The organism is Buttiauxella cochleicola (assembly GCF_021283185.1).
GTDB lineage: Bacteria > Pseudomonadota > Gammaproteobacteria > Enterobacterales > Enterobacteriaceae > Buttiauxella > Buttiauxella massiliensis.
Genome location: NZ_JAJSOS010000001.1, coordinates 125,874 through 148,626 on the forward strand (window position 1 = coordinate 125,874; position 22,753 = coordinate 148,626).

25 protein-coding genes and 1 riboswitch are annotated in these 22,753 nt (G+C 50.5%); of the genes, 13 read left to right on the top strand and 12 right to left on the bottom strand.

From position 1 onward, the window contains the following. Positions 1-163: 163 nt before the first annotated feature. From LVQ76_RS00575 to hpdC, 3 genes are all read left to right on the top strand, one after another. Complete coding sequence (locus LVQ76_RS00575; RefSeq protein ID WP_232865080.1) at positions 164-559, top strand: helix-turn-helix domain-containing protein; 396 nt, start codon at positions 164-166, stop codon at positions 557-559. 22 nt (positions 560-581) lie between these two features. After that, positions 582-791 carry a multiple antibiotic resistance regulatory protein MarB gene (gene marB, locus LVQ76_RS00580; RefSeq protein WP_232904000.1) on the top strand — a complete coding sequence of 70 codons (210 nt, stop codon included), beginning with the start codon at positions 582-584 and terminating at the stop codon, positions 789-791. 464 nt (positions 792-1,255) lie between these two features. Beyond that, positions 1,256-1,510: a 4-hydroxyphenylacetate decarboxylase small subunit gene (gene hpdC / locus LVQ76_RS22345; RefSeq protein ID WP_166671953.1), complete on the top strand. Its 255-nt coding sequence runs from the start codon at positions 1,256-1,258 to the stop codon at positions 1,508-1,510. A 104-nt stretch (positions 1,511-1,614) separates the two neighbouring features. On the opposite strand, the gene dusC is transcribed toward hpdC, so the two are convergent. Continuing rightward, a complete protein-coding gene (gene dusC, locus LVQ76_RS00585; protein ID WP_232865081.1) occupies positions 1,615-2,547 on the bottom strand; it encodes a tRNA dihydrouridine(16) synthase DusC in 933 nt (310 codons plus the stop codon). 68 nt (positions 2,548-2,615) lie between these two features. Next, on the bottom strand, positions 2,616-3,983 hold the full coding sequence (gene rhlE / locus LVQ76_RS00590) for an ATP-dependent RNA helicase RhlE (RefSeq protein WP_232920730.1): 1,368 nt from the start codon (positions 3,981-3,983) through the stop codon (positions 2,616-2,618). A gap of 253 nt (positions 3,984-4,236) precedes the next feature. Between rhlE and cecR the strand changes: the two genes are divergently transcribed. Genes cecR through LVQ76_RS00615 form a run of 5 tightly spaced genes read left to right on the top strand, consistent with a single transcriptional unit; the run spans position 4,237 to position 9,903 of the window. After that, entirely contained in the window at positions 4,237-4,932 is a 696-nt protein-coding gene (gene cecR / locus LVQ76_RS00595; protein WP_232920731.1) for a transcriptional regulator CecR, read from the top strand. A 1-nt stretch (position 4,933) separates the two neighbouring features. Continuing rightward, positions 4,934-5,920, top strand: coding sequence for a secretion protein HlyD (hlyD, locus tag LVQ76_RS00600; protein WP_370639849.1), 987 nt, complete (start codon positions 4,934-4,936; stop codon positions 5,918-5,920). Then, positions 5,913-7,661: an ATP-binding cassette domain-containing protein gene (locus tag LVQ76_RS00605; RefSeq protein ID WP_232920732.1), complete on the top strand. Its 1,749-nt coding sequence runs from the start codon at positions 5,913-5,915 to the stop codon at positions 7,659-7,661. The genes hlyD and LVQ76_RS00605 overlap by 8 nt, the downstream gene beginning before the upstream one ends. Continuing rightward, positions 7,648-8,787 carry an ABC transporter permease gene (locus LVQ76_RS00610; protein ID WP_232920733.1) on the top strand — a complete coding sequence of 380 codons (1,140 nt, stop codon included), beginning with the start codon at positions 7,648-7,650 and terminating at the stop codon, positions 8,785-8,787. Before LVQ76_RS00605 ends, LVQ76_RS00610 begins: the two co-directional genes overlap by 14 nt. Positions 8,788-8,796: 9 nt before the next feature. Next, the gene (locus tag LVQ76_RS00615) at positions 8,797-9,903 is read left to right on the top strand and encodes an ABC transporter permease (RefSeq protein ID WP_232904003.1); all 1,107 of its coding nucleotides are present in this window, start codon (positions 8,797-8,799) and stop codon (positions 9,901-9,903) included. Here the strand turns inward: LVQ76_RS00615 and LVQ76_RS00620 are convergent. Further along, entirely contained in the window at positions 9,865-10,275 is a 411-nt protein-coding gene (locus tag LVQ76_RS00620; RefSeq protein WP_232904004.1) for a YbhQ family protein, read from the bottom strand. The two genes, LVQ76_RS00615 and LVQ76_RS00620, sit on opposite strands and share 39 nt — an antisense overlap. Positions 10,276-10,407: 132 nt before the next feature. Between LVQ76_RS00620 and LVQ76_RS00625 the strand changes: the two genes are divergently transcribed. The 3 genes from LVQ76_RS00625 to LVQ76_RS00635 are packed head-to-tail and all read left to right on the top strand — an operon-like array spanning position 10,408 to position 13,375. Next, positions 10,408-11,166: an endonuclease/exonuclease/phosphatase family protein gene (locus LVQ76_RS00625; RefSeq protein WP_232904005.1), complete on the top strand. Its 759-nt coding sequence runs from the start codon at positions 10,408-10,410 to the stop codon at positions 11,164-11,166. Then, the gene (clsB, locus tag LVQ76_RS00630; protein WP_232904006.1) at positions 11,163-12,407 is read left to right on the top strand and encodes a cardiolipin synthase ClsB; all 1,245 of its coding nucleotides are present in this window, start codon (positions 11,163-11,165) and stop codon (positions 12,405-12,407) included. Before LVQ76_RS00625 ends, clsB begins: the two co-directional genes overlap by 4 nt. Beyond that, positions 12,407-13,375, top strand: a complete 969-nt coding sequence (locus LVQ76_RS00635; RefSeq protein ID WP_232865091.1) for a lysylphosphatidylglycerol synthase domain-containing protein — start codon at positions 12,407-12,409, stop codon at positions 13,373-13,375. Before clsB ends, LVQ76_RS00635 begins: the two co-directional genes overlap by 1 nt. A gap of 51 nt (positions 13,376-13,426) precedes the next feature. Here LVQ76_RS00635 and LVQ76_RS00640 read toward each other — a convergent pair whose 3' ends face one another. The 6 genes from LVQ76_RS00640 to moaA form a co-directional block, all read right to left on the bottom strand. Next, positions 13,427-14,137 carry a Bax inhibitor-1/YccA family protein gene (locus tag LVQ76_RS00640; RefSeq protein ID WP_034456535.1) on the bottom strand — a complete coding sequence of 237 codons (711 nt, stop codon included), beginning with the start codon at positions 14,135-14,137 and terminating at the stop codon, positions 13,427-13,429. 87 nt (positions 14,138-14,224) lie between these two features. Further along, the gene (gene moaE / locus LVQ76_RS00645) at positions 14,225-14,677 is read right to left on the bottom strand and encodes a molybdopterin synthase catalytic subunit MoaE (protein WP_151992805.1); all 453 of its coding nucleotides are present in this window, start codon (positions 14,675-14,677) and stop codon (positions 14,225-14,227) included. A gap of 1 nt (position 14,678) precedes the next feature. Beyond that, positions 14,679-14,924 (bottom strand): molybdopterin synthase sulfur carrier subunit, encoded by a 246-nt coding sequence (moaD, locus tag LVQ76_RS00650; RefSeq protein WP_232920734.1) that lies wholly within the window; start codon positions 14,922-14,924, stop codon positions 14,679-14,681. Continuing rightward, positions 14,917-15,402 carry a cyclic pyranopterin monophosphate synthase MoaC gene (gene moaC, locus LVQ76_RS00655; RefSeq protein WP_232920735.1) on the bottom strand — a complete coding sequence of 162 codons (486 nt, stop codon included), beginning with the start codon at positions 15,400-15,402 and terminating at the stop codon, positions 14,917-14,919. Before moaC ends, moaD begins: the two co-directional genes overlap by 8 nt. A 3-nt stretch (positions 15,403-15,405) precedes the next feature. Beyond that, positions 15,406-15,918 carry a molybdenum cofactor biosynthesis protein B gene (gene moaB / locus LVQ76_RS00660; RefSeq protein ID WP_232920736.1) on the bottom strand — a complete coding sequence of 171 codons (513 nt, stop codon included), beginning with the start codon at positions 15,916-15,918 and terminating at the stop codon, positions 15,406-15,408. Between the two features lie 46 nt (positions 15,919-15,964). Continuing rightward, entirely contained in the window at positions 15,965-16,954 is a 990-nt protein-coding gene (gene moaA, locus LVQ76_RS00665) for a GTP 3',8-cyclase MoaA (RefSeq protein WP_151992809.1), read from the bottom strand. After that, positions 16,942-17,073, bottom strand: a riboswitch (molybdenum cofactor riboswitch). (Overlaps the previous gene by 13 nt.) A gap of 209 nt (positions 17,074-17,282) precedes the next feature. Between moaA and yvcK the strand changes: the two genes are divergently transcribed. Continuing rightward, positions 17,283-18,191 carry a uridine diphosphate-N-acetylglucosamine-binding protein YvcK gene (gene yvcK, locus LVQ76_RS00670; protein ID WP_232865096.1) on the top strand — a complete coding sequence of 303 codons (909 nt, stop codon included), beginning with the start codon at positions 17,283-17,285 and terminating at the stop codon, positions 18,189-18,191. 30 nt (positions 18,192-18,221) lie between these two features. Here the strand turns inward: yvcK and uvrB are convergent, their stop codons facing one another. Beyond that, entirely contained in the window at positions 18,222-20,237 is a 2,016-nt protein-coding gene (uvrB, locus tag LVQ76_RS00675) for an excinuclease ABC subunit UvrB (RefSeq protein ID WP_151992811.1), read from the bottom strand. Positions 20,238-21,051: 814 nt separating this feature from the next. Here uvrB and LVQ76_RS00680 point away from each other — a divergent pair. Then, positions 21,052-21,762, top strand: a complete 711-nt coding sequence (locus LVQ76_RS00680) for an ABC transporter ATP-binding protein (protein WP_232920737.1) — start codon at positions 21,052-21,054, stop codon at positions 21,760-21,762. Between the two features lie 44 nt (positions 21,763-21,806). Here the strand turns inward: LVQ76_RS00680 and LVQ76_RS00685 are convergent, their stop codons facing one another. Further along, positions 21,807-22,325: a helix-turn-helix transcriptional regulator gene (locus tag LVQ76_RS00685; RefSeq protein WP_232865098.1), complete on the bottom strand. Its 519-nt coding sequence runs from the start codon at positions 22,323-22,325 to the stop codon at positions 21,807-21,809. A 17-nt stretch (positions 22,326-22,342) separates the two neighbouring features. Beyond that, on the bottom strand, positions 22,343-22,606 hold the full coding sequence (locus LVQ76_RS00690) for a hypothetical protein (protein ID WP_151992814.1): 264 nt from the start codon (positions 22,604-22,606) through the stop codon (positions 22,343-22,345). Between the last annotated feature and the right edge of the window lie 147 nt (positions 22,607-22,753).

A 22,753-nucleotide genomic window follows, 5' to 3' on the forward strand; every position in this document is an offset into this window, starting at 1 on the left:
AATGCCTCCCTGTAGGAACACGGTATATCAGATCTTAAGCTTTGTTTTCGTCAGAGCATTCATAACATTGACAAATGGTTAGCGTGGTAATAATATCATTATCAAATTAGAAGCCAGCTAATCAAATTGAAAACCGATTTTTAGCTTGACTGGAGTTGTAGTGATGTCCAGACGAAACAACGATGCAATGACAATTGATTGCATTTTGGATTGGATAGAAGAGAACCTGGAAGCTTCAATGTCAATTGAAAGGGTTTCAGATCGTTCAGGCTATTCGAAGTGGCACTTGCAAAGGATGTTTAAAAAAGAGACTGGCTATTCATTAGGCCAATACATCCGCAACCGTAAACTGACGGAGATAGCCCGCAGACTCAAACAAAACGATGGGTCAATTATCCATTTAGCCTATCTTTATGGGTTTGAATCACAACAGTCTCTCACGCGCGCCTTCAAAAACTTTTTTTCCGTACCACCGCACAGATACCGTGTTGCGCACGTAGAACGCGCAGAGGAAATGTATTTCCTCCGCATACCACATTCAATGCATTCCATCGCTTAAGCGGTAGATAAAACGAGGGGTTATGAAAAATTTTGTTTTATTTGTCATTCTTCTTCTGACATCAAATAATATTCTGGCAGAACAACCTAATAACTTTAACGCCCCCCAAAGTAACGAGGGAGAAATGATCATCCCGCATACTGATGATCCTTACGATATCAATGCGCTCCATAATTATAGTGATAAATCAGAATCACTCTCTTCACCTTATTATAATGACAACATTATTTAATACTTTCATTGATAAAGAAAAACCCAGCATGTTTAGTATTAATCCCTGGGGTAAGATTTCTCTCCCTGTACTTTTTTTTACAACTCACTCTCTACAAATAAATCCGCTGAATTTTTACCTATTTGTGGTGGTAATACGCGAGTTAAAGGTTATGACTTACCCGAACCCTTTGGCGTTGGTGTGAACTATATTAACCGGTAACAGAATATTATTGTTGATGGGTGTGCAGTATGGAGTCATTCGCAATTTCAATGTTATTACAGAAGGTTTCATTGCCGAACGTATTAGTTTTATGCACCGGGATAATTCCGTTTTTAATATGCGGAATTATTGATTATGAAAACCCTTAATTTATATTCATCATTAAGAGCTAACCAACTCTCCCAGGCTATAGGAAATTTCATGCTGTATGACCTTGATTATATTGCTGCATGGCAAATTCATTGCAAATAAAGGTATTAACCATGAGCAAGCTTAACCATACCCACTGCAATCACTTTTGCCCGATTGATGGAACAAAAGGTCAATGCCAACTAAGCGGAAATATCATCATGAATAACGATCCGCGTTGCAGAAACTTCAGCGAGAGATTGTGCTGTAGACATTGCTACCATTTTTGTGATGCAACAGTACCCGCACTATGCTCAGGTCTAACAAAACTGAGCATAGTCGATGCCGACACCCATGCCGAACAATGCAATGCCTTTAAACCTTATTAGCCGATTAATTCTGGTGACGACACCAAAGCGTCAATGCCATAAACATTTCGTTTTCCAGGGTCTGCAATGCTAGTCACAATTATGCTGGATACTTCAAATACAAATCAAAGCCGTTGAATAGATGAGGCAATATCTTTCGATGTTTTCAATGTGCGAATTTCAGCAAAAACATCCGTCGCTTCAACATATTCTTTACGCAAATACCCCAGCCACTGCTTGATGCGCGCAACGTGATACATACCGGTATCGCCCTGCTTTTCGAGCTGGCTATATTTTTGCAGAAGTTTCACTACATCCGGCCATGGCATACGCGGCTCGTTGTATTTAATCACGCGGCTGAGATTGGGGATGTTCAACGCGCCACGGCCGATCATCACTGCATCACAGCCCGTTGCCGCCATACAATCCTGCGCACTTTGCCAATCCCAGATTTCACCGTTGGCAATCACCGGGATCGATAACCGTTTGCGGATTTCACCAATCGCAGCCCAGTTAATGCGCTCGGCTTTATAGCCGTCTTCTTTGGTACGCCCGTGAACGACAAGTTCAGTGGCGCCTGCCTGCTGCACCGCATCAGCAATTTCAAACTGCCGCGCATCACTGTCCCAACCGAGTCGAATTTTAACGGTTACGGGTAAGTGCGCAGGCACGGCTTCACGCATCGCTTTCGCGCCGCGGTAAATCAGATCGGGATCTTTGAGCAGTGTGGCACCGCCGCCGCTACCATTCACCAGTTTAGATGGGCAGCCGCAGTTAAGATCAACACCCCAGGAACCTAGCTCCACCGCGCGCGCAGCGTTTTCAGCCAGCCATTGCGGATGTTGCCCCAGGAGTTGAATTCGGACTAACGTACCGGATGATGTACGGCTCGCCTGATGCAGTTCGGGGCAAAGTTTATGGAAGGATTTTGCCGGTAAAAGCTGGTCGACCACGCGCAAGAATTCGGTGATACACAAGTCGTAGTCATTGACCTCTGTCAGCAGTTCACGAACCAACGAGTCGAGAACCCCTTCCATTGGCGCAAGCAGTACACGCATAGCGTTTTTCCGGTAAAAAAAGAGGCGCTATGTTAGCGCCTCTATTTGAGTTGGCAAAGCCTAATTAATTATGCGGATGCAGGCTTACGCGCCGGACGACGACGAGCGTTCGCACCAGCCGGTTTCGCAGCACCATCACCTTGTGGGCGAGATGGACGACGCGGTGCATTGCTGCGCTCAGAAGATGCGCCACCATTGCCACCACGACGTTGGCCCTGGCCCTGACCGCCGCCATTACCACGACCGCCACCACGCTGCTGTTGACGACCATTAACAATCGGCTCAGCAGGAATTGATGGGTCAACTTCGTAACCTGGCAGCGCCATACGCGGCACTTCACGTTTAAGCACACGTTCGATGTCACGCAGCAGTTTGTGTTCATCAACACAAACCAGTGACAGCGCCTGGCCGGTCGCAGCCGCACGGCCAGTACGGCCAATACGGTGTACGTAATCTTCCGGAACGTTTGGCAGTTCGTAGTTCACAACGTGTGGCAGTTCTTCGATATCAAGACCACGCGCGGCGATGTCTGTTGCCACCAGCACACGAATACCACCGTTTTTGAAATCAGCCAATGCGCGAGTACGCGCACCCTGGCTCTTGTTACCGTGAATCGCCGCTGCGGTAATACCGTCTTTACCCAGCTGTTCTGCCAGGTGGTTCGCACCGTGTTTGGTACGGGTAAACACCAGCACTTGCTGCCAGTTACCTTCACCAATCATCTGTGACAGCAGTTCTCTTTTACGTTTCTTATCGACGAAATGAACGTACTGAGTGACTTGCTCGGATGCGGTGTTACGACGCGCAACAGAAACTTCTTCTGGATTGTGCAGCAGCTTTTCAGCAAAGCCTTTAATCTCATCAGAGAAGGTTGCGGAGAACAGCAAGTTCTGACGACGCGCAGGCAATTTAGCCAGCACACGACGGATATCGTGGATAAAGCCCATGTCCAGCATGCGGTCAGCTTCATCCAGCACCAGAATTTCGACCTGATCGAGTTTCACGGCGTTCTGGTGTTCCAGATCTAACAGACGGCCAGGTGTTGCCACCAGCACATCGACACCGCTACGCAGTTTCATCATCTGCGGGTTAATGCTCACGCCACCGAAAACCACCAGCGAACGGATATCTAAATACTTGCTGTAGTCACTCACGTTTTCGCCAATCTGAGCGGCAAGCTCACGAGTTGGCGTCAGGATGAGCGCACGAACCGGACGACGACCTTTGGCATGAGGCTGTTTGTCTACCAGGCGCTGCAAGAGCGGCAAGGTAAAGCCTGCTGTTTTACCTGTGCCGGTTTGGGCACTGGCCATCAGGTCACGGCCGGATAAAACAACCGGAATCGCCTGGCGTTGAATAGGGGTAGGCTCACGATAGCCCTGCTCTTCCACTGCACGCAGAATATCGGCGTTCAGGCCGAGAGAATCAAAAGACATTTGGAACTCCAGAATCGCCCTGACCGCGAGGTGCGGTGTAGTTTCCAGGGGTTCATATGACGCCAGTCATTCTGGCGCGAGAGAGGGGCACAAACCACGGTGCCGTAAGCCGCGCAGTGTAGCAGCTTTTGTGACTTTGCGCACAAATTCTATTTTTGCACGCATCCACAAGATAAATGTTTGCAACTGGACACGACTGAATCGGGAGCCTACTCTTAGTCAATCGATTGATTAACTTTTTTAAGAGGTCGGTATGAACGCCACACCGACGCCTGTCACCTCCCGTGGCGAGCAGGCCAAAAACACGCTGATTACCGCAGCCATTGCCCAATTTGGCGAATACGGTTTACACGCCACGACTCGCGATATCGCGGCTCTTGCCGGGCAAAACATTGCCGCTATCACTTACTATTTTGGCTCAAAAGAAGAGCTGTATATGGCGTCTGCGCAATGGATAGCCGACTTTATCACGCAAAATTTCAGGCCTCATGTCGAACGCGCCGAGGCGATCCTTAGCCAGCAGCAGCCCGATAAACCGCAGATTCGCGAACTGATTCATACCGCTTGCGAGCATATGATCATCCTGCTGACCGCCGATGAAACGCTCAATCTAAGCAAGTTTATCTCCCGCGAGCAGCTCTCACCGACCCCGGCTTATCAACTGATTCACGAGCAGGTGATTGCACCGATGCACACCCATCTCACCACGCTGGTTGGGCGCTACACCGGGCGCAGCCCTGATGATACCGCCACCATTTTGCACACTCACGCGCTACTCGGGCAGGTTCTGGCGTTTCGCCTCGGGCGCGAAACCATTCTGCTGCGCGCTGGGTGGCCGACGTTTGATAAAGAGAACGTGAAACAAATCAGCGATGTGGTACGCAGCCATATCGATTTCATTTTGCAGGGGTTATCAATGGAACGAGGAAATGCCAGCAATGAAAAGTAAAATGCCAATAATTATTGTGGCGCTGGTGGCGCTTATCGCGGCGGGGCTTGGCGGTTGGTACTGGTACAAAAGCCAGCAAGACCAAGGCCTGACTCTTTATGGAAACGTGGATATTCGCACCGTTAATTTGAGCTTTCGCGTTGGCGGGCGACTTGCGGCCCTGCAGGTTGACGAAGGTGATGCAATCAAAGCCGGGGAAACGCTGGGCGAGTTGGATCAAGGGCCTTATCAAAACTCATTGCTGCAAGCGCAGGCGAATGTCGCAGCAGCGCAGGCAAAATTTGATTTGATCATCGCCGGTTACCGTGACGAAGAAATCGCTCAGGCCGCAGCACAGGTAAACCAGGCACAGGCCGCTTTTGATTACGCACAGAACTTTTATCAGCGCCAGCAAGGTTTATGGGCGCGCCGGGTTATTTCTGCCAACGAACTGGAAAATGCCCGTTCATCGAGTGACCAGGCGAAAGCGACGCTGAAAGCCGCACGCGATAAGTTAAGCCAGTACCGCACCGGTAACCGCCCGCAGGAAATTGCCCAGGCGCAAGCCAGCCTGCAACAGGCGAAAGCGCAGCTTGCTCAGGCGCAACTGGACTTGCAAGACACCACGCTGATCGCGCCATCTGACGGTACGCTGCTGACCCGCGCGGTTGAACCTGGCACCATGTTGAACGCCGGAAGCACCGTGTTAACCCTCTCCCTCACCCGCCCGGTTTGGGTGCGAGCTTACGTCAACGAGGTGAGTCTGAATCAGGCAAAACCAGGCACTGAACTGCTGGTTTACACCGATGGTCGCCCGGATAAGCCTTATCACGGAAAGATTGGCTTTGTCTCCCCAACGGCTGAATTCACTCCGAAAACTGTTGAAACACCTGATTTACGCACCGACCTGGTTTATCGCCTGCGAATTATCGTAACCGATGCCGACGACGCGCTGCGCCAGGGAATGCCGGTCACCGTGAAATTCAATGACGAGAAAGCGCATGAGTAGCCAGGACGGTATCATTCGCCTGCAAGGGCTAATGAAGCAGTTCCCAGGCCAGGAAAAACCAGCGGTGGCACGCCTTGAGTGCGAGATTCATACCGGTTCAGTGACAGGTCTCGTCGGCCCGGATGGTGCAGGGAAAACCACGCTGATGCGCATGCTGGCGGGGCTGTTAAAACCAAGCGAAGGGAATGCCAGCGTAATCGGGCTCGATCCTATAGAAGATGACCGTGCGTTACATGCGGTTCTGGGATACATGCCGCAAAAGTTTGGCCTGTATGAAGATTTAACCGTGATGGAAAACCTGACGCTGTACGCCGATTTACGTGGTGTAACCGGGGAGGAACGCGAAAAAACCTTTAAGCGGCTGCTGGAATTTACCGCGCTCGGCCCGTTTACCACTCGCCTTGCCGGGAAGCTCTCCGGCGGGATGAAACAAAAACTCGGCCTCGCCTGCACGCTGGTCGGCCAGCCAAAAGTGTTGCTGCTCGATGAACCCGGCGTTGGCGTCGACCCGATTTCTCGCCGCGAATTGTGGCAAATGGTGCATGAACTGGCAGGCGACGGCATGCTGATTCTATGGAGTACATCATACCTCGACGAAGCAGAACAGTGCCGCGACGTGCTACTGATGAACGAAGGCGAGCTGTTGTATCACGGTGCCCCTAAAGAACTGACGCAGCAAATGGCTGGGCGCTCGCTTCTGGTCACTCATAGTGACGAGAACAACCGCAAGTTACTGCAACGTGCGCTGAAATTACCACAGGTCAGCGATGGCGTGATTCAGGGCCGTTCGGTGCGCCTGATACTCTCCAAAGACGCCTCCGTTGAAGAACTCACCCAGGCGCTGAATGTGCCACCAGAAAATATTTCACAAACCGAGCCACGCTTTGAAGATGCGTTTATCGACCTGCTAGGCGGTGCGGCAACCCAGGAATCTCCGCTGGGGAAAATTCTGCATACCGTGGAAGGGAAACCGGGGGAAACTGTTATCAAAGCCGAATCGCTCACCAAAAAATTCGGTGATTTTGCTGCCACTGATAACGTTGACTTTACCGTTCAGCGCGGGGAAATTTTTGGTCTGTTAGGGCCAAACGGTGCCGGGAAATCCACCACTTTTAAAATGATGTGCGGCCTGCTGGTGCCAACGTCTGGCAAAGCGCTGGTGCTGGATATGGACTTGAAAACCAGCTCTGGAAAAGCTCGCCAGCATCTTGGCTATATGGCACAGAAATTTTCGTTATACGGCAACCTTACCGTGGAACAAAACCTGCGATTTTTCTCCGGTGTGTATGGTCTGCGCGGCAAAGCTCAGGAGGAAAAAATTAACCGAATGAGTGAAGCGTTCAGCCTAAAACCCATCATGAACAGCTCAACAGATGCGCTACCCCTGGGCTTTAAGCAGCGCCTGGCGCTGGCCTGTTCGCTGATGCATGAGCCAGATATTTTGTTTCTTGATGAACCTACCTCGGGCGTTGACCCGATCACCCGCCGTGAGTTCTGGCTGCATATCAATAGCATGGTGGAAAAAGGCGTGACCGTTATGGTGACCACGCACTTTATGGATGAAGCCGAATACTGTGACCGCATTGGCCTTGTGTATCGCGGTAAGTTGATAGCCAGCGGCACACCGGATGACCTGAAAGAACAAGCAGCCGACGACGAGCAAACTGACCCAACGATGGAGCAGGCATTTATTACGCTTATCCATCAGTGGGATAAGGAGCACGAAAATGCGCGAGCATAATCAAGCCGTTTCCTGGCGGCGCGTACGCGCTCTGTGCGTGAAAGAAACACGCCAGATCGTGCGCGACCCAAGCAGTTGGCTGATTGCGGTGGTTATCCCACTGTTGTTGCTGTTTATTTTTGGCTACGGCATCAATCTCGACTCCAGCCGCCTGCGCGTCGGGGTTTTGCTGGAGCAGCAAAGCGAGGAGGCACTGGATTTCGCCCATACCATTACGGCCTCACCCTATATCGCCCCCACCATCAGCGATAACCGCCAGCATCTGATTCAACTGATGCAGGCAGGAAAAATTCGCGGGCTGGTGGTTATCCCTACTGATTTTGCGCAGAACATGGCGCGAGCCGGAGCCACCGCCCCGGTGCAGGTGATTACCGACGGTAGCGAGCCGAACACCGCCAACTTTGTGCAGGGTTACATGGAGGGTATCTGGCAAATCTGGCAGCAACAGCGAGCGGAAGATCGGGGCGAGAAGTTTGAGCCGTTAATTGATGTGCAACTACGTTATTGGTTTAACCCGGCAGCCATTAGCCAACATTTTATTATTCCTGGAGCCATTACCATCATCATGACGGTGATTGGCGCGATCCTGACCTCGCTGGTGGTGGCGCGCGAATGGGAACGCGGCACTATGGAAGCGTTGCTCTCAACTCAGGTGACGCGCACCGAGTTGCTGCTGTGCAAACTGCTGCCTTATTACGTACTGGGTATGCTGGCGATGCTGCTATGCATGTTGGTGTCGGTGTTTATTCTTGGCGTGCCGTACCGGGGTTCGTTGCTCATTCTGTTCTTTATCACCAGCCTGTTTTTACTCAGCACGCTTGGCATGGGGCTGTTAATTTCGACGATCACCCGCAACCAGTTTAATGCAGCCCAGGTGGCGTTAAACGCCGCGTTTCTACCGTCGATTATGCTGTCGGGCTTTATCTTCCAGATTGACAGCATGCCAGCCATCATCCGCGCAGTGACTTACGTGATCCCTGCCCGTTATTTTGTCAGTACGCTGCAAAGCCTGTTTTTGGCGGGGAATATTTCGACCGTTTTGATTATCAACACACTGTTTTTGATTGCCTCGGCGGTGATGTTTATCGGCCTGACGGCACTTAAAACCAAGCGCCGTCTTGATTAGGGGAAAGCGATGATTTATCGGTTATGGACATTAATACGTAAAGAGCTGCAATCCCTACTGCGCGAACCGCAAACGCGGGCGATCTTGATTTTGCCTGTGGTATTGCAGGTGGTGCTGTTTCCGTTCGCCGCAACGCTCGAAGTGACTAATGCGACCATCGCCATTTATAACGAAGACAACGGCAGCCACTCGGTTGAATTGACTCAGCGTTTTGCGCGCGCTAAAGCGTTTAGCCATGTGCTGTTGCTAAAAAGCCCGCAGGAGATCCAGTCGACTATCGACAACCAAAAAGCCTTGCTGCTGATTCGCTTCCCGGCAGAGTTTTCACGCGATATTGCCAGCCAGCAACCGGCAAAACTGCAAATTATTCTCGATGGGCGTAACTCCAATAGCGCACAGATTGCGGCAAATTACCTGCAACAGATCGTCAAGAATTACCAACAGGAACTGGTCTCCGGGCAGCCAAAACCGAATAACAGCGAACTGGTGGTTCGCAACTGGTACAACCCAAATCTGGATTACAAATGGTTCGTGGTGCCTTCGCTGATTGCGATGATCACCACCATCGGCGTGATGATTGTTACCTCGCTTTCCGTGGCTCGCGAACGTGAACAAGGCACGCTCGACCAACTGCTGGTTTCCCCACTGGCGACCTGGCAGATATTTGTTGGCAAGGCAGTGCCTGCGCAAATTGTGGCGATTGGCCAGGCAACCATCGTTCTGGGTGTTGGGATATGGGGTTATCACATTCCATTTTCCGGCTCGCTGCTTTTGTTTTACTTCACGATGCTGATATACGGTTTGTCGCTGGTGGGGTTTGGGTTGCTGATCTCATCGCTATGTTCAACACAACAACAAGCGTTTATCGGGGTATTTGTCTTTATGATGCCAGCGATTTTGCTGTCGGGTTACGTGTCGCCTGTCGAGAATATGCCAGTGTGGTTGCAGAATCTGACATGGGTAAATCCGATACGGCATTTCACCGATATCACTAAGCAGATTTATTTGAAGAACGCGAGTTTTGACATTGTGTGGGGAAGTGTGTGGCCACTATTGGTGATAGCAGCCACAACGGGTTCAGCGGCGTATTGGATGTTTCGGCGCAAAATCGCCTGATGCCTTATCTTTAACCAGCAGCGAATAAATAATCGGTCCGGCAATCATTGCCAGGCCTGCGCCTGCCAGCAGGAATTTGTTTTCGACCACGCGTGACAACAGCCACAGCACGATCATCGCATTGCCGAAATACCAGGTGGTAGTCAGCTCTTCAAGAAAATCACCAATGTCACGTAACCGCCCGGTGCGTACACGCTGGAGGGCGAACATTAAAATTACTGTTGCTGCATACAGCAAACATAAGCCAATCCCGACCGGTATGAGGGAGGCAGTTTTCCAGCCAACGAGCAGTAAACAAAGCACAGAAAGATGCAGCATTATCTGCCAGCAGCTTAGGCCTGTTGTCACTTGTACACGTTGTTGCCATTTCATTATTTCTCTCCTGGCCGCTATTTCCTGTCATTCAGAGTACCGCAGTATGCGGAAAATTCCGTAACCCGGCACCTATTTGTGACAGAGACTACACTTTATTTTCATCAGGATGTTAACAATGCCGGGAGAAGCATGAGTAATAAGGCTCAGCACCTATCTTTTAAAGTGCTCACAATTAATACACACAAGGGCTTCACCGCACTCAACCGGCGTTTCATTTTGCCTGAGTTGCGTGATGCAGTACGTGCGGTTTCTGCTGACATTGTCTGTTTGCAGGAGGTGATGGGTGCTCACGAAGCACACTCACTGCATGTTGATAACTGGCCGGATACCAGCCACTACGAATATCTCGCCGATACAATGTGGAGCGATTTTGCCTACGGCCGCAACGCGGTTTATCCCGAAGGCCATCACGGCAATGCCGTGTTATCTCGCTTCCCTATCAGCCAGTATGAAAATCGCGATATCTCGGTAGAAGGCCACGAAAAACGCGGCATGTTGCACTGCCAGATAAACCTACCGGGTGCCAATATTCGTGCACATGTCATTTGTGTGCATCTCGGTTTGCATGACGCTCACCGCCAGGCTCAGCTCAATATGCTCTGCCAACTGGTTAATGAACTGCCAGAAGGCGAGCCAGTAATTGTGGCTGGCGACTTTAACGACTGGCAGCAACGCGCTAACCGGCAATTAAAGCAAACCGGATTGGATGAGGTATTTACTCGCGCAACCGGCCGTCCGGCACGCACCTTCCCTGCTCGCTTTCCGCTGCTTCGCCTCGATAGAATTTATGTGAAAAATGCGTCCGCGAGTGCACCAACGGCGCTGCCATTGCGGCAGTGGCGGCATCTCTCCGACCATGCGCCATTAGCCGTGGAGATTCATTTATGAAAAATAACTGGCGTGACGGGAACCGAATTACATTACTCGAAAACGGTGACCAGTTTTTCCCGGCTGTATTTAAAGCCATAGAACATGCCCGCAGCAAAGTGATTCTCGAGACATTCATCTGGTTTGAAGATGATGTTGGAAAGCAATTACATGAAGTTTTGCTTAATGCTGCCCGTCGCGGCGTGAGCGTCGAAGTCTTGCTTGATGGCTATGGCTCGCCAGATTTAAGCGATGATTTTGTCAGCCAACTGACTACCGCAGGAGTGATGTTCCGCTATTACGATCCGCGCCCGTTAGTGTTTGGCATGCGGACCAATCTGTTCCGCCGTATGCATCGCAAAATTGTGGTGGTCGACGGCACGGTGGCGTTTGTCGGCGGTATTAACTATTCCGCTGAACAGATGAGTGATTACGGCCCGGAGGCTAAACAAGATTACTCGGTCAAAGTTGAAGGGCCGGTGGTGGATGATATTTACCAGTACGTGATTTCTAACCTGCCCGGTCACGACGATAAACGCCACTGGTGGCGACGCCGCCGTAACCCAGCGCAAGAAAACCTGACGCCCGGTGAAGCACAAGCATTGTTTGTCTGGCGAGATAACAACCAGCACCGCGATGATATCGAGCGTTATTACCTGAAAATGCTCAGCAAAGCGAAGCGTGAAGTGATTATTGCCAACGCCTATTTCTTCCCCGGCTACCGGCTGCTCCATGCAATGCGTACTGCATCTCGCCGTGGCGTATCGGTGAAATTGATTGTGCAAGGCGAGCCTGACATGCCGATTGTCAAAGTCGGTGCGCGCCTGCTGTACAACTACTTAGTGCGTTCCGGAGTGAAAATCTATGAATATCACCGCCGCCCACTACACGGCAAAGTCGCTATCATGGATGACCATTGGGCAACGGTCGGCTCCAGCAATCTTGACCCGTTGAGTTTGTCGCTAAATCTTGAAGCGAATTTGATTATTCACGACCGCACATTCAATGACACGCTGCGTGGCAATCTAACCGGGTTGATTGCCAAAGATTGCCACCCGGTTGTCGAATCGATGCTGCCAAAACGCACCTGGTGGAATTTGGGTAAGAGCGTGCTGGCATTCCACTTCTTGCGCCACTTCCCGGCGATGGTCGGCTGGTTACCTGCGCATACGCCAAAACTTGCGCAAGTGATGCCACCCGCGCAGCCACATATGGAAACGCAGGATCGGGTTGAGACAGATAATCCAGGGGTGAAATACTGATGTCGCACTCGCATCCAAAATGGCGCAAAGCGAAGAAGATACTCACCTGGCTGTTTTTCATCGCCGTTATCGTGCTGCTGACGGTGTATGCAACGAAGGTTGACTGGGAGGAGGTCTGGAAGGTTATTCGTAACTATAACCGCCTGGCACTGTTTAGCGCAGTCGGTCTGGTCATTTTGAGCTACCTGATCTACGGCTGTTACGATTTACTGGCGCGGTCGTATTGCGGGCACAAACTGGCAAAGCGCCAGGTGATGTTAGTGTCGTTTATCTGTTATGCCTTTAACTTAACGCTGAGTACCTGGGTTGGCGGAATTGGCATGCGCTACCGGCTCTATTCACGGCTTGGCCTGCCCAGTGCCACTATTACGCGTATTTTTTCGTTAAGTATTTCGACTAACTGGCTCGGCTATATTCTGCTGGCCGGCATGATTTTTACCGTCGGCGTGGTGCAACTACCGGAGCACTGGTACATCGATGAGACGACACTGCGAATTTTAGGTGCCGTTCTGCTGGCGATTATCGCGGTGTATTTGTGGTTCTGCGCCTTTGCTAAACATCGCCATATGACGATAAAAGGCCAGCGTCTGGTGCTGCCATCGTTTAAGTTTGCTTTGTTGCAATTGGCAATTTCAGGCGCCAACTGGATGGTTATGGGCGCGATTATCTGGCTGTTGCTGGGTCAGGATGTGAATTACTTCTTTGTGTTAGGCGTGCTTTTGGTCAGCAGTATTGCCGGGGTGATTGTGCATATTCCTGCCGGGATTGGCGTGCTAGAGGCGGTGTTTATCGCGCTATTGGCAGGAGAGCATGTTAGCAACGGCACTATTATTGCCGCCCTGATCGCCTATCGAATGCTCTATTTTATCGCTCCTCTGCTGCTGGCGATTGTTTGCTATTTAGGGCTTGAGAGTCGGGCGAAGAAGATGCGCGTGAAGAACGAGAAGAATATTCAGGAGAGTTCGTAAGAATTAGGGTGGATGTCGCTTACGCTAATCCACCCTACATAATCATCGAAATTAACGGCGGTTGCCGAAAATACGCAACAACATCAAGAACAAGTTGATGAAGTCGAGATACAGGGTCAATGCGCCAAGAATTGAATATTTGCGCATAGTTTGCGTATCACGGGTATCAATTTGCTCACCGATGTTTTTCAGCTTCTGGGTGTCATAAGCCGTCAGACCCACAAACACAATCACGCCGATATATGTTACAGCCCACATCAGCGCCGTGCTTTTCAGCCACATGTTCACCAGTGAAGCCAACACAATACCGATCAGCGCCATAAACAGCATATTTCCAAATCCGCTGAGATCACGCTTGGTGGTGTAACCGTACAGGCTCATGGCCCCGAACATGCCGCCTGCAACGACGAAGGTGCTGGCGATAGACGAGTAGGTGTAGACGATAAAAATGCTGGAAAGCGTCAGACCCGTTAATGCCGAATAGAGCATAAACAAGCTGGTTGCCATACCTGCGCTGAGCTTATGCACCATGCCCGAGAGCACAAATACTAAACCCAACTGAACGATGATAAGCCCGAAGAAAGTGATTTTACTGGAAAAAACGAATTCCATTACTGCTGGCGTATTCGCAGCATACCAGGCGACAAATGCCGTCAGTAACAGGCCGCAGGTCATCCAGCCATAAACTTGTGCCATATATGCCTGCAAGCCGGTACGGGCCTGCTGCACGATGGTGTCATTGGAACGTGGGAATCGATCCATGATGCTTCCTTAAGTGAATTACGTTGACCGAATTTCAGGCTTGATAGCCTGTACTTTAAGATTAACACAACTGCGCGAAGGTGCCTGTTACCAGCGTTTGGCCGCCTGCTTATCACTTTCGCGTGATTCGACCCAACGGTCGCCTTCAGCAGTGGCTTCGCGCTTCCAGAACGGCGCACGCGTTTTCAGATAATCCATAATGAATTGCGCAGACTCGAATGCCGAACTACGGTGCGCGCCGGTGACCCCGACAAAAACGATTTCATCACCCGGCCATAGCTCACCAATACGGTGAATCACACTGACACGTTGGAGCGGCCAGCGATTACGCGCTTCTTCGATAATTTCCGCCAGCGCTTTTTCGGTCATGCCGGGATAGTGTTCGAGCGTTAAAGCGCTGACGCTATCGCCAAGATTGTGATTACGCACTTTGCCAGTAAAGGTCACCACCGCACCGTCTTCATCGCACTGCGCGAGCCACTGGTACTCATCACCCACGTTGAAGTTTTCATGGCTTACGCGGATTCGGGTGTTCTCCATTTCAGCCTCCGGTAACCGGTGGGAAGAAAGCAACTTCATCACCGTCGGTAAGTGGATGGTCGAAACTCACCAGCGTCTGGTTCACGGCAGCCAGTAATTTCCCGGACTCTAATGCCAGCGCCCAACGATCGCTTTTGGCTGCAAGGTTCTCTCGCAGCTGTTCAACATCGCTAAAAGTGGCGTCTAGTTGCAGTTGGTCACAATCGACCAATTCACGCACCTGGGCAAAAAACAGAACTTTAATCATTGCTCTCAACCTTAAAGTCGCCAGACTTACCGCCACTTTTTGCCAGCAAACGCACCGGGCCAATCACCATGTCTTTTTGCGCTGCTTTGCACATATCGTAGATGGTTAACGCGGCGACAGATGCTGCGGTCAGTGCTTCCATTTCAACACCCGTTTTGCCCGTCAAACGGCATACAGATTCAATACGCACGCGGTTATGTTCAGGCTCAGCGGCTAAATTGACTTCGACTTTGCTAAGCATTAGCGGGTGGCAGAGCGGAATCAAATCCCAGGTGCGCTTCGCAGCCTGAATCCCGGCAATACGCGCCGTGGCAAATACATCACCTTTGTGGTGACTGCCTTCAATAATCATGGCGAGCGTTGCAGCTTCCATGGTGATAAACGCTTCCGCACGCGCCTCGCGCACGGTTTCTGCCTTGGCGGAAACATCAACCATGTGCGCTTCGCCTTGCGCATTAATATGAGTCAGTTGCGACATAGTTTATTTCTTGAGATGTGGGTGGAAATTACAAGGGCGCACGCGGGCATCCAGCTGTGGCTGAATGATATTTTCCCACGCGGTATGACATGCTTTGGTTGAACCTGGCATAGCAAAGATCAGCGTACGGTTCGCGATACCTGCCAGCGCGCGCGATTGCAGCGTTGATGTGCCGATTTCTTCAAAAGAGAGCATGCGAAACACTTCACCAAAACCTTCGATTTCGCGGTCAAACAGCGGCAGTAACGCTTCTGGAGCCTGGTCACCATCGGTAAAACCAGTGCCACCGTTAATCAACACCACCTGCACGTCTTCATCGGCAATCCATTGGGAAACCTGGGCGCGGATCGCGTAGCGGTTCTCTTTCACAATCGCTTTGGCAACAATGTGGTGGCCCGCGTCAGTTGCCGCTTCACGCAGATAATGGCCGGAGGTGTCGTCTTCTTCGCCACGGCGGCTTGAGACGGTCAGAATGGCAATATTTACCGGGACAAATTCGCTACTTATCTGGCTCATTGTTATCTTCCTTTTTATACCCAAAATTATTGGGGTCCAGCGGGTTTTAGCCGCCGATATAAGACAGGTTTTGAGTGATACCGGTATCACCGTCATGCAGGAAATGGGTCTGTTTTTTGTGCGTTAAGGCTTCAGCAATGCGCGCCTCAAGCTCGTCGATTTGCCCGTCATCAGCTAACAGGTCACGCAGGGAAATGCCCTGTTCACCAAACAAACACAGATGCAGGTTGCCGACAGACGACACGCGCAGGCGGTTGCAGCTGGCACAGAAATCTTTTTCATACGGCATGATCAGGCCAATTTCGCCTTGATAATCCGGGTGGCAAAAGACCTGCGCCGGGCCGTCGCTGCGGCTGCGAAGCTGGTGAACCCAGCCGCGAGCCAGAAGTTGGTCGCGAATGGTTTTGCCAGAAATGTGGTGTTTGCGGAACAAATCGCCGCCGTCGCCGGTTTCCATCAGCTCGATAAAGCGTAGCTGGATTGGACGGGGTTTGATCCACGCAAGGAAGGTATCGAGTTCGTGGTGGTTTACGTCGCGCATCAGCACTGTGTTCACTTTTACACGTTCAAAACCTGCGGCAAACGCGGCATCAATGCCATCCATCACCTGGCGGAATTTATCCTGCCCGGTAATAGCATGGAATTGGCGAGCATCGAGGCTATCGACACTGACATTCACTGCGGTGAGCCCTGCATCGCGCCACTGCTGGATATCACGTGCAAGGCGATAGCCGTTAGTTGTCACGGCAATCTGGCGAATACCAGGGTTTTCACGCACAGCGGCGATAATGTCAGTGAAGTCTTTACGCAAAGAGGGTTCACCACCTGTCAGGCGTACTTTTTCAGTACCCAGGGCGGCAAAAGCGCGCGTTACACGGCGAATTTCATCGACGTTGAGGAAACTTTTGTTTGCCACGCCATGAGGCTTGTAGCCATCCGGCAGGCAATAGTTGCAACGGAAATTGCAAACGTCGGTAATAGACAGACGCAGGTAAAAAAACTTACGAGCGAATGCATCGGTAAGTTGAGTAGCCATGTACACCTTCCAAATACGGGAGATGCAGTCATTTCTTTCTGCACCCTGGTGACTCAAGGTCACGGCCAAAGCACCGTATCTTTCGACTTAGGTCCAGAGGCTTAGTGTGTTTTAGAGCGATAAGCGATAGTAGCGCGTGACGGCGTTAACTGCCATAACAGCTTTCGCTATATAAATATATACATAACGAACTAATCGTTCAATTTCGCCACAGACTACGCGAAAAGTGAACTTTTGCTTTGATATACATCATTAACCCTTGAGCCTGAATCGTATTCTGTACTCTTTTGCGCTACCTTATTTCGATAGTTCGTCATAAGGAATAGTTATGCGCAATCGTACGTTTGCGGATTTAGACCGGGTGGTCGCCCTTGGCGGTGGGCACGGTCTGGGCAGGGTTATGTCATCCCTATCCTCTCTTGGTTCACGCTTAACCGGCATTGTTACCACAACCGATAATGGTGGTTCGACAGGTCGTATCAGGCGCTCTGAGGGAGGCATTGCCTGGGGCGATATGCGCAACTGTTTAAATCAGTTAATTACTGAACAAAGCGTTGCTTCTGCTATGTTTGAGTACCGTTTTGGCGGTAATGGCGAACTTTCCGGGCATAACCTCGGAAACTTGATGTTAAAGGCATTGGATCACCTGAGCGTGAGGCCTTTAGAAGCCATCAATTTAATTCGTAACCTGCTAAAAGTGGATGCATTTCTAATCCCGATGTCTGAACACCCCGTGGATTTGATGGCAACAGACGCAGATGGCCATTTTATTTACGGTGAAGTAAATATTGACCAGCTTTCTTCACCGCCCCAGGAGCTATCGCTGTACCCAAAAGCGCATGCTACCCGCGAAGCTGTTCAGGCTATCTCTGAAGCAGACCTTATTCTGATTGGGCCCGGTAGTTTTTACACAAGCTTAATGCCGATACTTTTGCTGGAAGATATGGATCAAGCATTGCGCAGGACTCCAGCTCCAGTAGTGTTTATCGGCAATCTGGGTAAAGAATTAAGTACCGCCGCCGCCAGCCTGTCGCTTGGGCAGACACTGGACATCATGGAACAGCGCATCGGGAAACGTATTGTTGATGCGGTGGTGGTTGGCCCGCAGACCGACGTTTCTGAAATTACCGACCGTGTAGTCATTCAGGAGCCACTGGAAGCAGTTGATATTCGTTATCGCCACGACCGGCATCTACTACGCCAGGCATTGGAAAAAGCGATTCAACAACTCGGATAAGACAACGCCTTCTTCACGAAGGCGTTATTATTACGACGTTGCGATAAACAACTGCCGAAGCTGATGAAGCTGGTCACGGATCTGCGCGGCCTCTTCAAATTCCAGGTTTTGCGCATGCTCCAGCATCTTCCCTTCCAACTGGTGAATTTTCTGCTGCAAAGCTTTTGGCGTCAGGATGATTTCATCATCTTCAATCACGCTGCGGGCTTTACTCTTCATTCGGCCTTTGGTTTTCGCCATGCCTTCACCAAGCTGAAGGATATCCACGACTTTTTTGTTCAGCCCTTGCGGCGTAATACCGTTTTCTTCGTTGTAACGCTGCTGTTTTTCACGGCGACGTTCAGTTTCACCGATAGCCTTAGCCATTGATGCTGTGATCTTGTCGCCGTACAGAATCGCTTTACCGTTGATGTTACGTGCCGCACGGCCAATGGTCTGAATCAACGAACGCTCAGAACGCAGGAAGCCCTCTTTATCGGCATCCAGAATCGCGACCAGCGACACTTCAGGCATATCCAACCCCTCACGCAGCAAGTTGATGCCCACCAGCACGTCGAACTCGCCAAGGCGCAAATCACGGATGATTTCCATACGCTCGACGGTGTCGATATCTGAGTGCAGATAACGTACCTTTTCGCCATGCTCTTCGAGGTATTCGGTTAGATCTTCTGCCATACGCTTGGTCAGTGTGGTGACCAGCACGCGTTCGTTAACTTCCACGCGCTTGCGAATTTCAGAAAGCAGGTCGTCAACCTGAGTGCCAACCGGGCGAACTTCGATAATTGGGTCCAGCAAACCTGTTGGCCTGACAACCTGGTCGACAACATCGCCGCCAGACTTTTCTAACTCATAGTTGCTAGGCGTTGCCGAAACATAAATGGTTTGCGGTGCCAGCGCTTCAAACTCTTCAAATCTCAGCGGGCGGTTATCAAGTGCAGATGGCAAACGGAAGCCATACTCCACGAGTGTTTCTTTGCGTGAACGGTCACCTTTGTACATGCCGCCGATTTGCGGAATTGTCACGTGGGACTCGTCAACAATTAACAAACCATCTGCTGGCAAGTAATCGAAAAGCGTAGGAGGTGGCTCGCCAGGACCGCGCCCAGAGAGGAATCGCGAGTAGTTTTCTACCCCTGAGCAGTAACCCAATTCATTCATCATCTCTAAGTCGAACTGAGTGCGTTGCGTCAGGCGCTGCTCTTCAAGCAGTTTATTGTTTGCCAAGAGAACTTTGCGGCGGTCTGCCAGCTCAACTTTGATCTCTTCCATGGCTTGCAGAATACGTTCACGCGGTGTGACGTAGTGCGATTTTGGGTAGACAGTGAAACGCTGGATAGCCTGGTCAATTTGCCCGGTCAGCGGGTCAAACAGCGATAGACGTTCGACTTCTTCATCGAACAGCTCAACGCGTAATGCGAGGTCGTCCGACTCGGCCGGGAAGATATCAACCACTTCGCCGCGCACGCGGAAAGTACCACGCTGGAATGCCTGGTCGTTGCGGGTATATTGCAGCTCAGTCAGGCGGCGAATAATTGAGCGCTGATCGATGATCATCCCTTTGGTCAGGTGAAGCATCATCTTCAGATATAAATCCGGGTCGCCCAGACCGTAAATTGCCGACACAGACGCCACCACAATCACATCACGTCTTTCAAGCAATGCTTTGGTCGCCGACAGACGCATCTGCTCGATGTGCTCGTTAACCGAAGAGTCTTTCTCGATAAATGTATCGGAACTTGGGACGTAGGCTTCTGGCTGGTAGTAGTCGTAATAAGAGACGAAGAACTCCACCGCGTTATCCGGAAAGAACTCTTTCATCTCACCATACAACTGCGCGGCCAGCGTTTTGTTAGGAGCCAGCACCATAGTGGGGCGTTGTAAATCAGCAATCACATTTGCCACGGTAAAGGTTTTACCAGAGCCCGTCACTCCCAATAAAGTCTGATGGGCAAGCCCGTCCTCCAGACCTTCTTTAAGGCGACGAATGGCCTCTGGCTGATCGCCAGAAGGTTTAAAAGCTGAATTTAATTTGAACGCTTTACTCATGAAGAGGCTACCTGATGAAGAAACGAGCGGGCCGGAGGGTAATTTTACTCGGCACAGAAAATTTTGCCAGAAAATAATACTGGATGAAAAACCAGTTACTCACTACCGCGTTTATGATACTTACCCCCTTTACCGTCTGGTTTGCCGGTAAAATACTCTACTCGCAGATATTTCAGCTGACCAAAATGGTTATCCCCAGATTTTTTTACCTTTTAACATTTGTCAAGCAGTGTCATAAAAGCGTAAGGAACATCTGTGGCACTTTTATTGCAACGATTGATTTTATTCAACTAATTGATTTAAAAAAGTTATTTCAGAAAGTCTGGTTTCGCGCCAATTCATGCGCAACCCGCGCCCGCTCTCGCTTACCGCAAGTTTTCTAACTCTAATGCACATGGTTATCCACAGGAATAGTGGATAACTGCTCTCAGCCCTTTTGCAGCGCACACCGCAAAAAACCATAAATTCTCTGTGCCGGGGCCCAAAAATATTTTTCATCATTATTTTTACCCTTTTTGGACTTACCTGAAGCCAGCCATTTCTTATGATCCTGCTCACGAATTGCGCATTTGTATGGAGCATTGGTCTGATGTTGCACCAAACACACCAAAGACCAGGCACCGACAAAGTGCATTCTGATTTTCGAGTCGTAGAAGCCTAAGGTTTATTCAACCATTTTCATGAGGCTTTTCTCAAAGTTGCATTGTTCTGGTCTTTAAACGGGTTAATGGCAAGGTAATTGCAAAGTTTGTAACTCTTGCTTCGTGTTGCACAAGCAGCCTGGGTCGTTAACCCTGCCAGAAGGAAAATATCGATGTTGAGCCTGCGTGCTGTTAATCAGTTTTATGGTGAAAGCCATATCCTGTGGAATCTGGATCTTGAGCTGGTGCCTGGAGAGTGCACCTGTGTTCTTGGCGCACCAGGGATGGGGAAAACAACGCTGGTAAACTGTATTACGGGTTACTTGCCAGTACAAAGTGGCAGTATGACCTGGCTTGAAGCAGGCCATCCACCACAGGATCTTCTCACCCAACCTCTAGAAGGCCGAGTCGCTCTGGGAATGAGTTATGTCGCGCAGGACCGGCGAATATTCTCCCAACTAAGCGTTGAGGAAAACCTGCAAATCGCGCTATTGGCTGCCCGCGTGAGTTCCCGTAGCATTCCAGGCATGATCTATGAACTGTTCCCTGAACTGTACAGCTTAAGGCACATGCGCGGTGGTGAGCTATCAAATGATCTTCAGCAGCAACTGGCATTGGCAAGAGCGCTGGTGACAGAACCAAAACTGTTGATTCTTGATGAACCCACTTTTGGCAGCGGACAACGTTTTATCAATGAGCTGGGCAATATTATCCGCCGTCTGAGCCGTGATTTTGGCCTGACTATATTGCTGGTAGAGCAACGCTTATCGTTCATTCGCCGCGTAGCGGACCGTTTCTGCTTGCTACACCGGGGCCGTAATGTTGCTCAGGGAAATGTTGCGCTTCTGGATGATAAGCTGATATCCAGTTGGATAGATCCATGATGGTGCGTCAAACGACGGCATGAACAGCCTCTCAGGTTCTGCCGTCACAACTTACCAAGTTGCTTCTGCATATTTCTATCGAGACTGGCGAGCTCCCGTTGTAAGTTGCATTGCCGGGTTACAGCAGATAATTCCACCAGTGGTAAAGGTACTTTTGAAACACCTGCTTCGCGCATCCAACGCAGCACCGGTTCCAAATGCCAGATAGCGGTTTTACCGTCGTGTATTGGTTGCGGAAAAGCCTCGCGGCTTACCATTACTTTGCGAATATACTGCCGGGAAAACCCAAGCAGCTCAGCAATATCTGTTAGCCCGACCAGATCTGGCATCACTTCAACCAACGCAGTACCTGGAATAATGCGTTTTACATCCTGAATCGCTGAAACAACGGCTAGTTTTGCATCCGATGCTTCGCGGATGAAATTCAGTGCAATTCGCCCTGTGACACCCACACCCACCAGCGCGTCATCGCAACCTTGCGCACCCAAAGCTTCAACCCATTGCTCCGGATTCTGGCCATTTTCTGGCAGGGTGAAAATCAACGTGAAGCTAAATTCTGACATATTCTGCTCCTTGAAAATTAATGTCTGATGGCAGGTGGCGAGCCTTGCTGGCTACAGTTATCGACGACACGACGTATCTGCCTTGCATGGTTATAAGCACTGCGCGGGGTGCTCCAGATGCAGCTAATGCAAAACTCACCGCAGCGGCAGGCTTTGTCGTTCCACGGACAATACATTTTCCCCCAACAATGTGCCCCACCCGGCCGCACTTGCCAGCCCTGACATTCGGCATAACTTAATGCTGCTTCAATGTCCTTATTGGGGTGTATACGCCGCTTCATAAAACCTCCTGTCCATACTCGCAAATAAGTTGTCATGTGACAACTTGAAATTGAGAAACAATTTACCTGCGAGGTATTTTTCTTCAAGGAGAAGATTTGAAAATTAGCGGTATATCGAAGAGCGCCCGCAAGATTTATCGGGCGTTG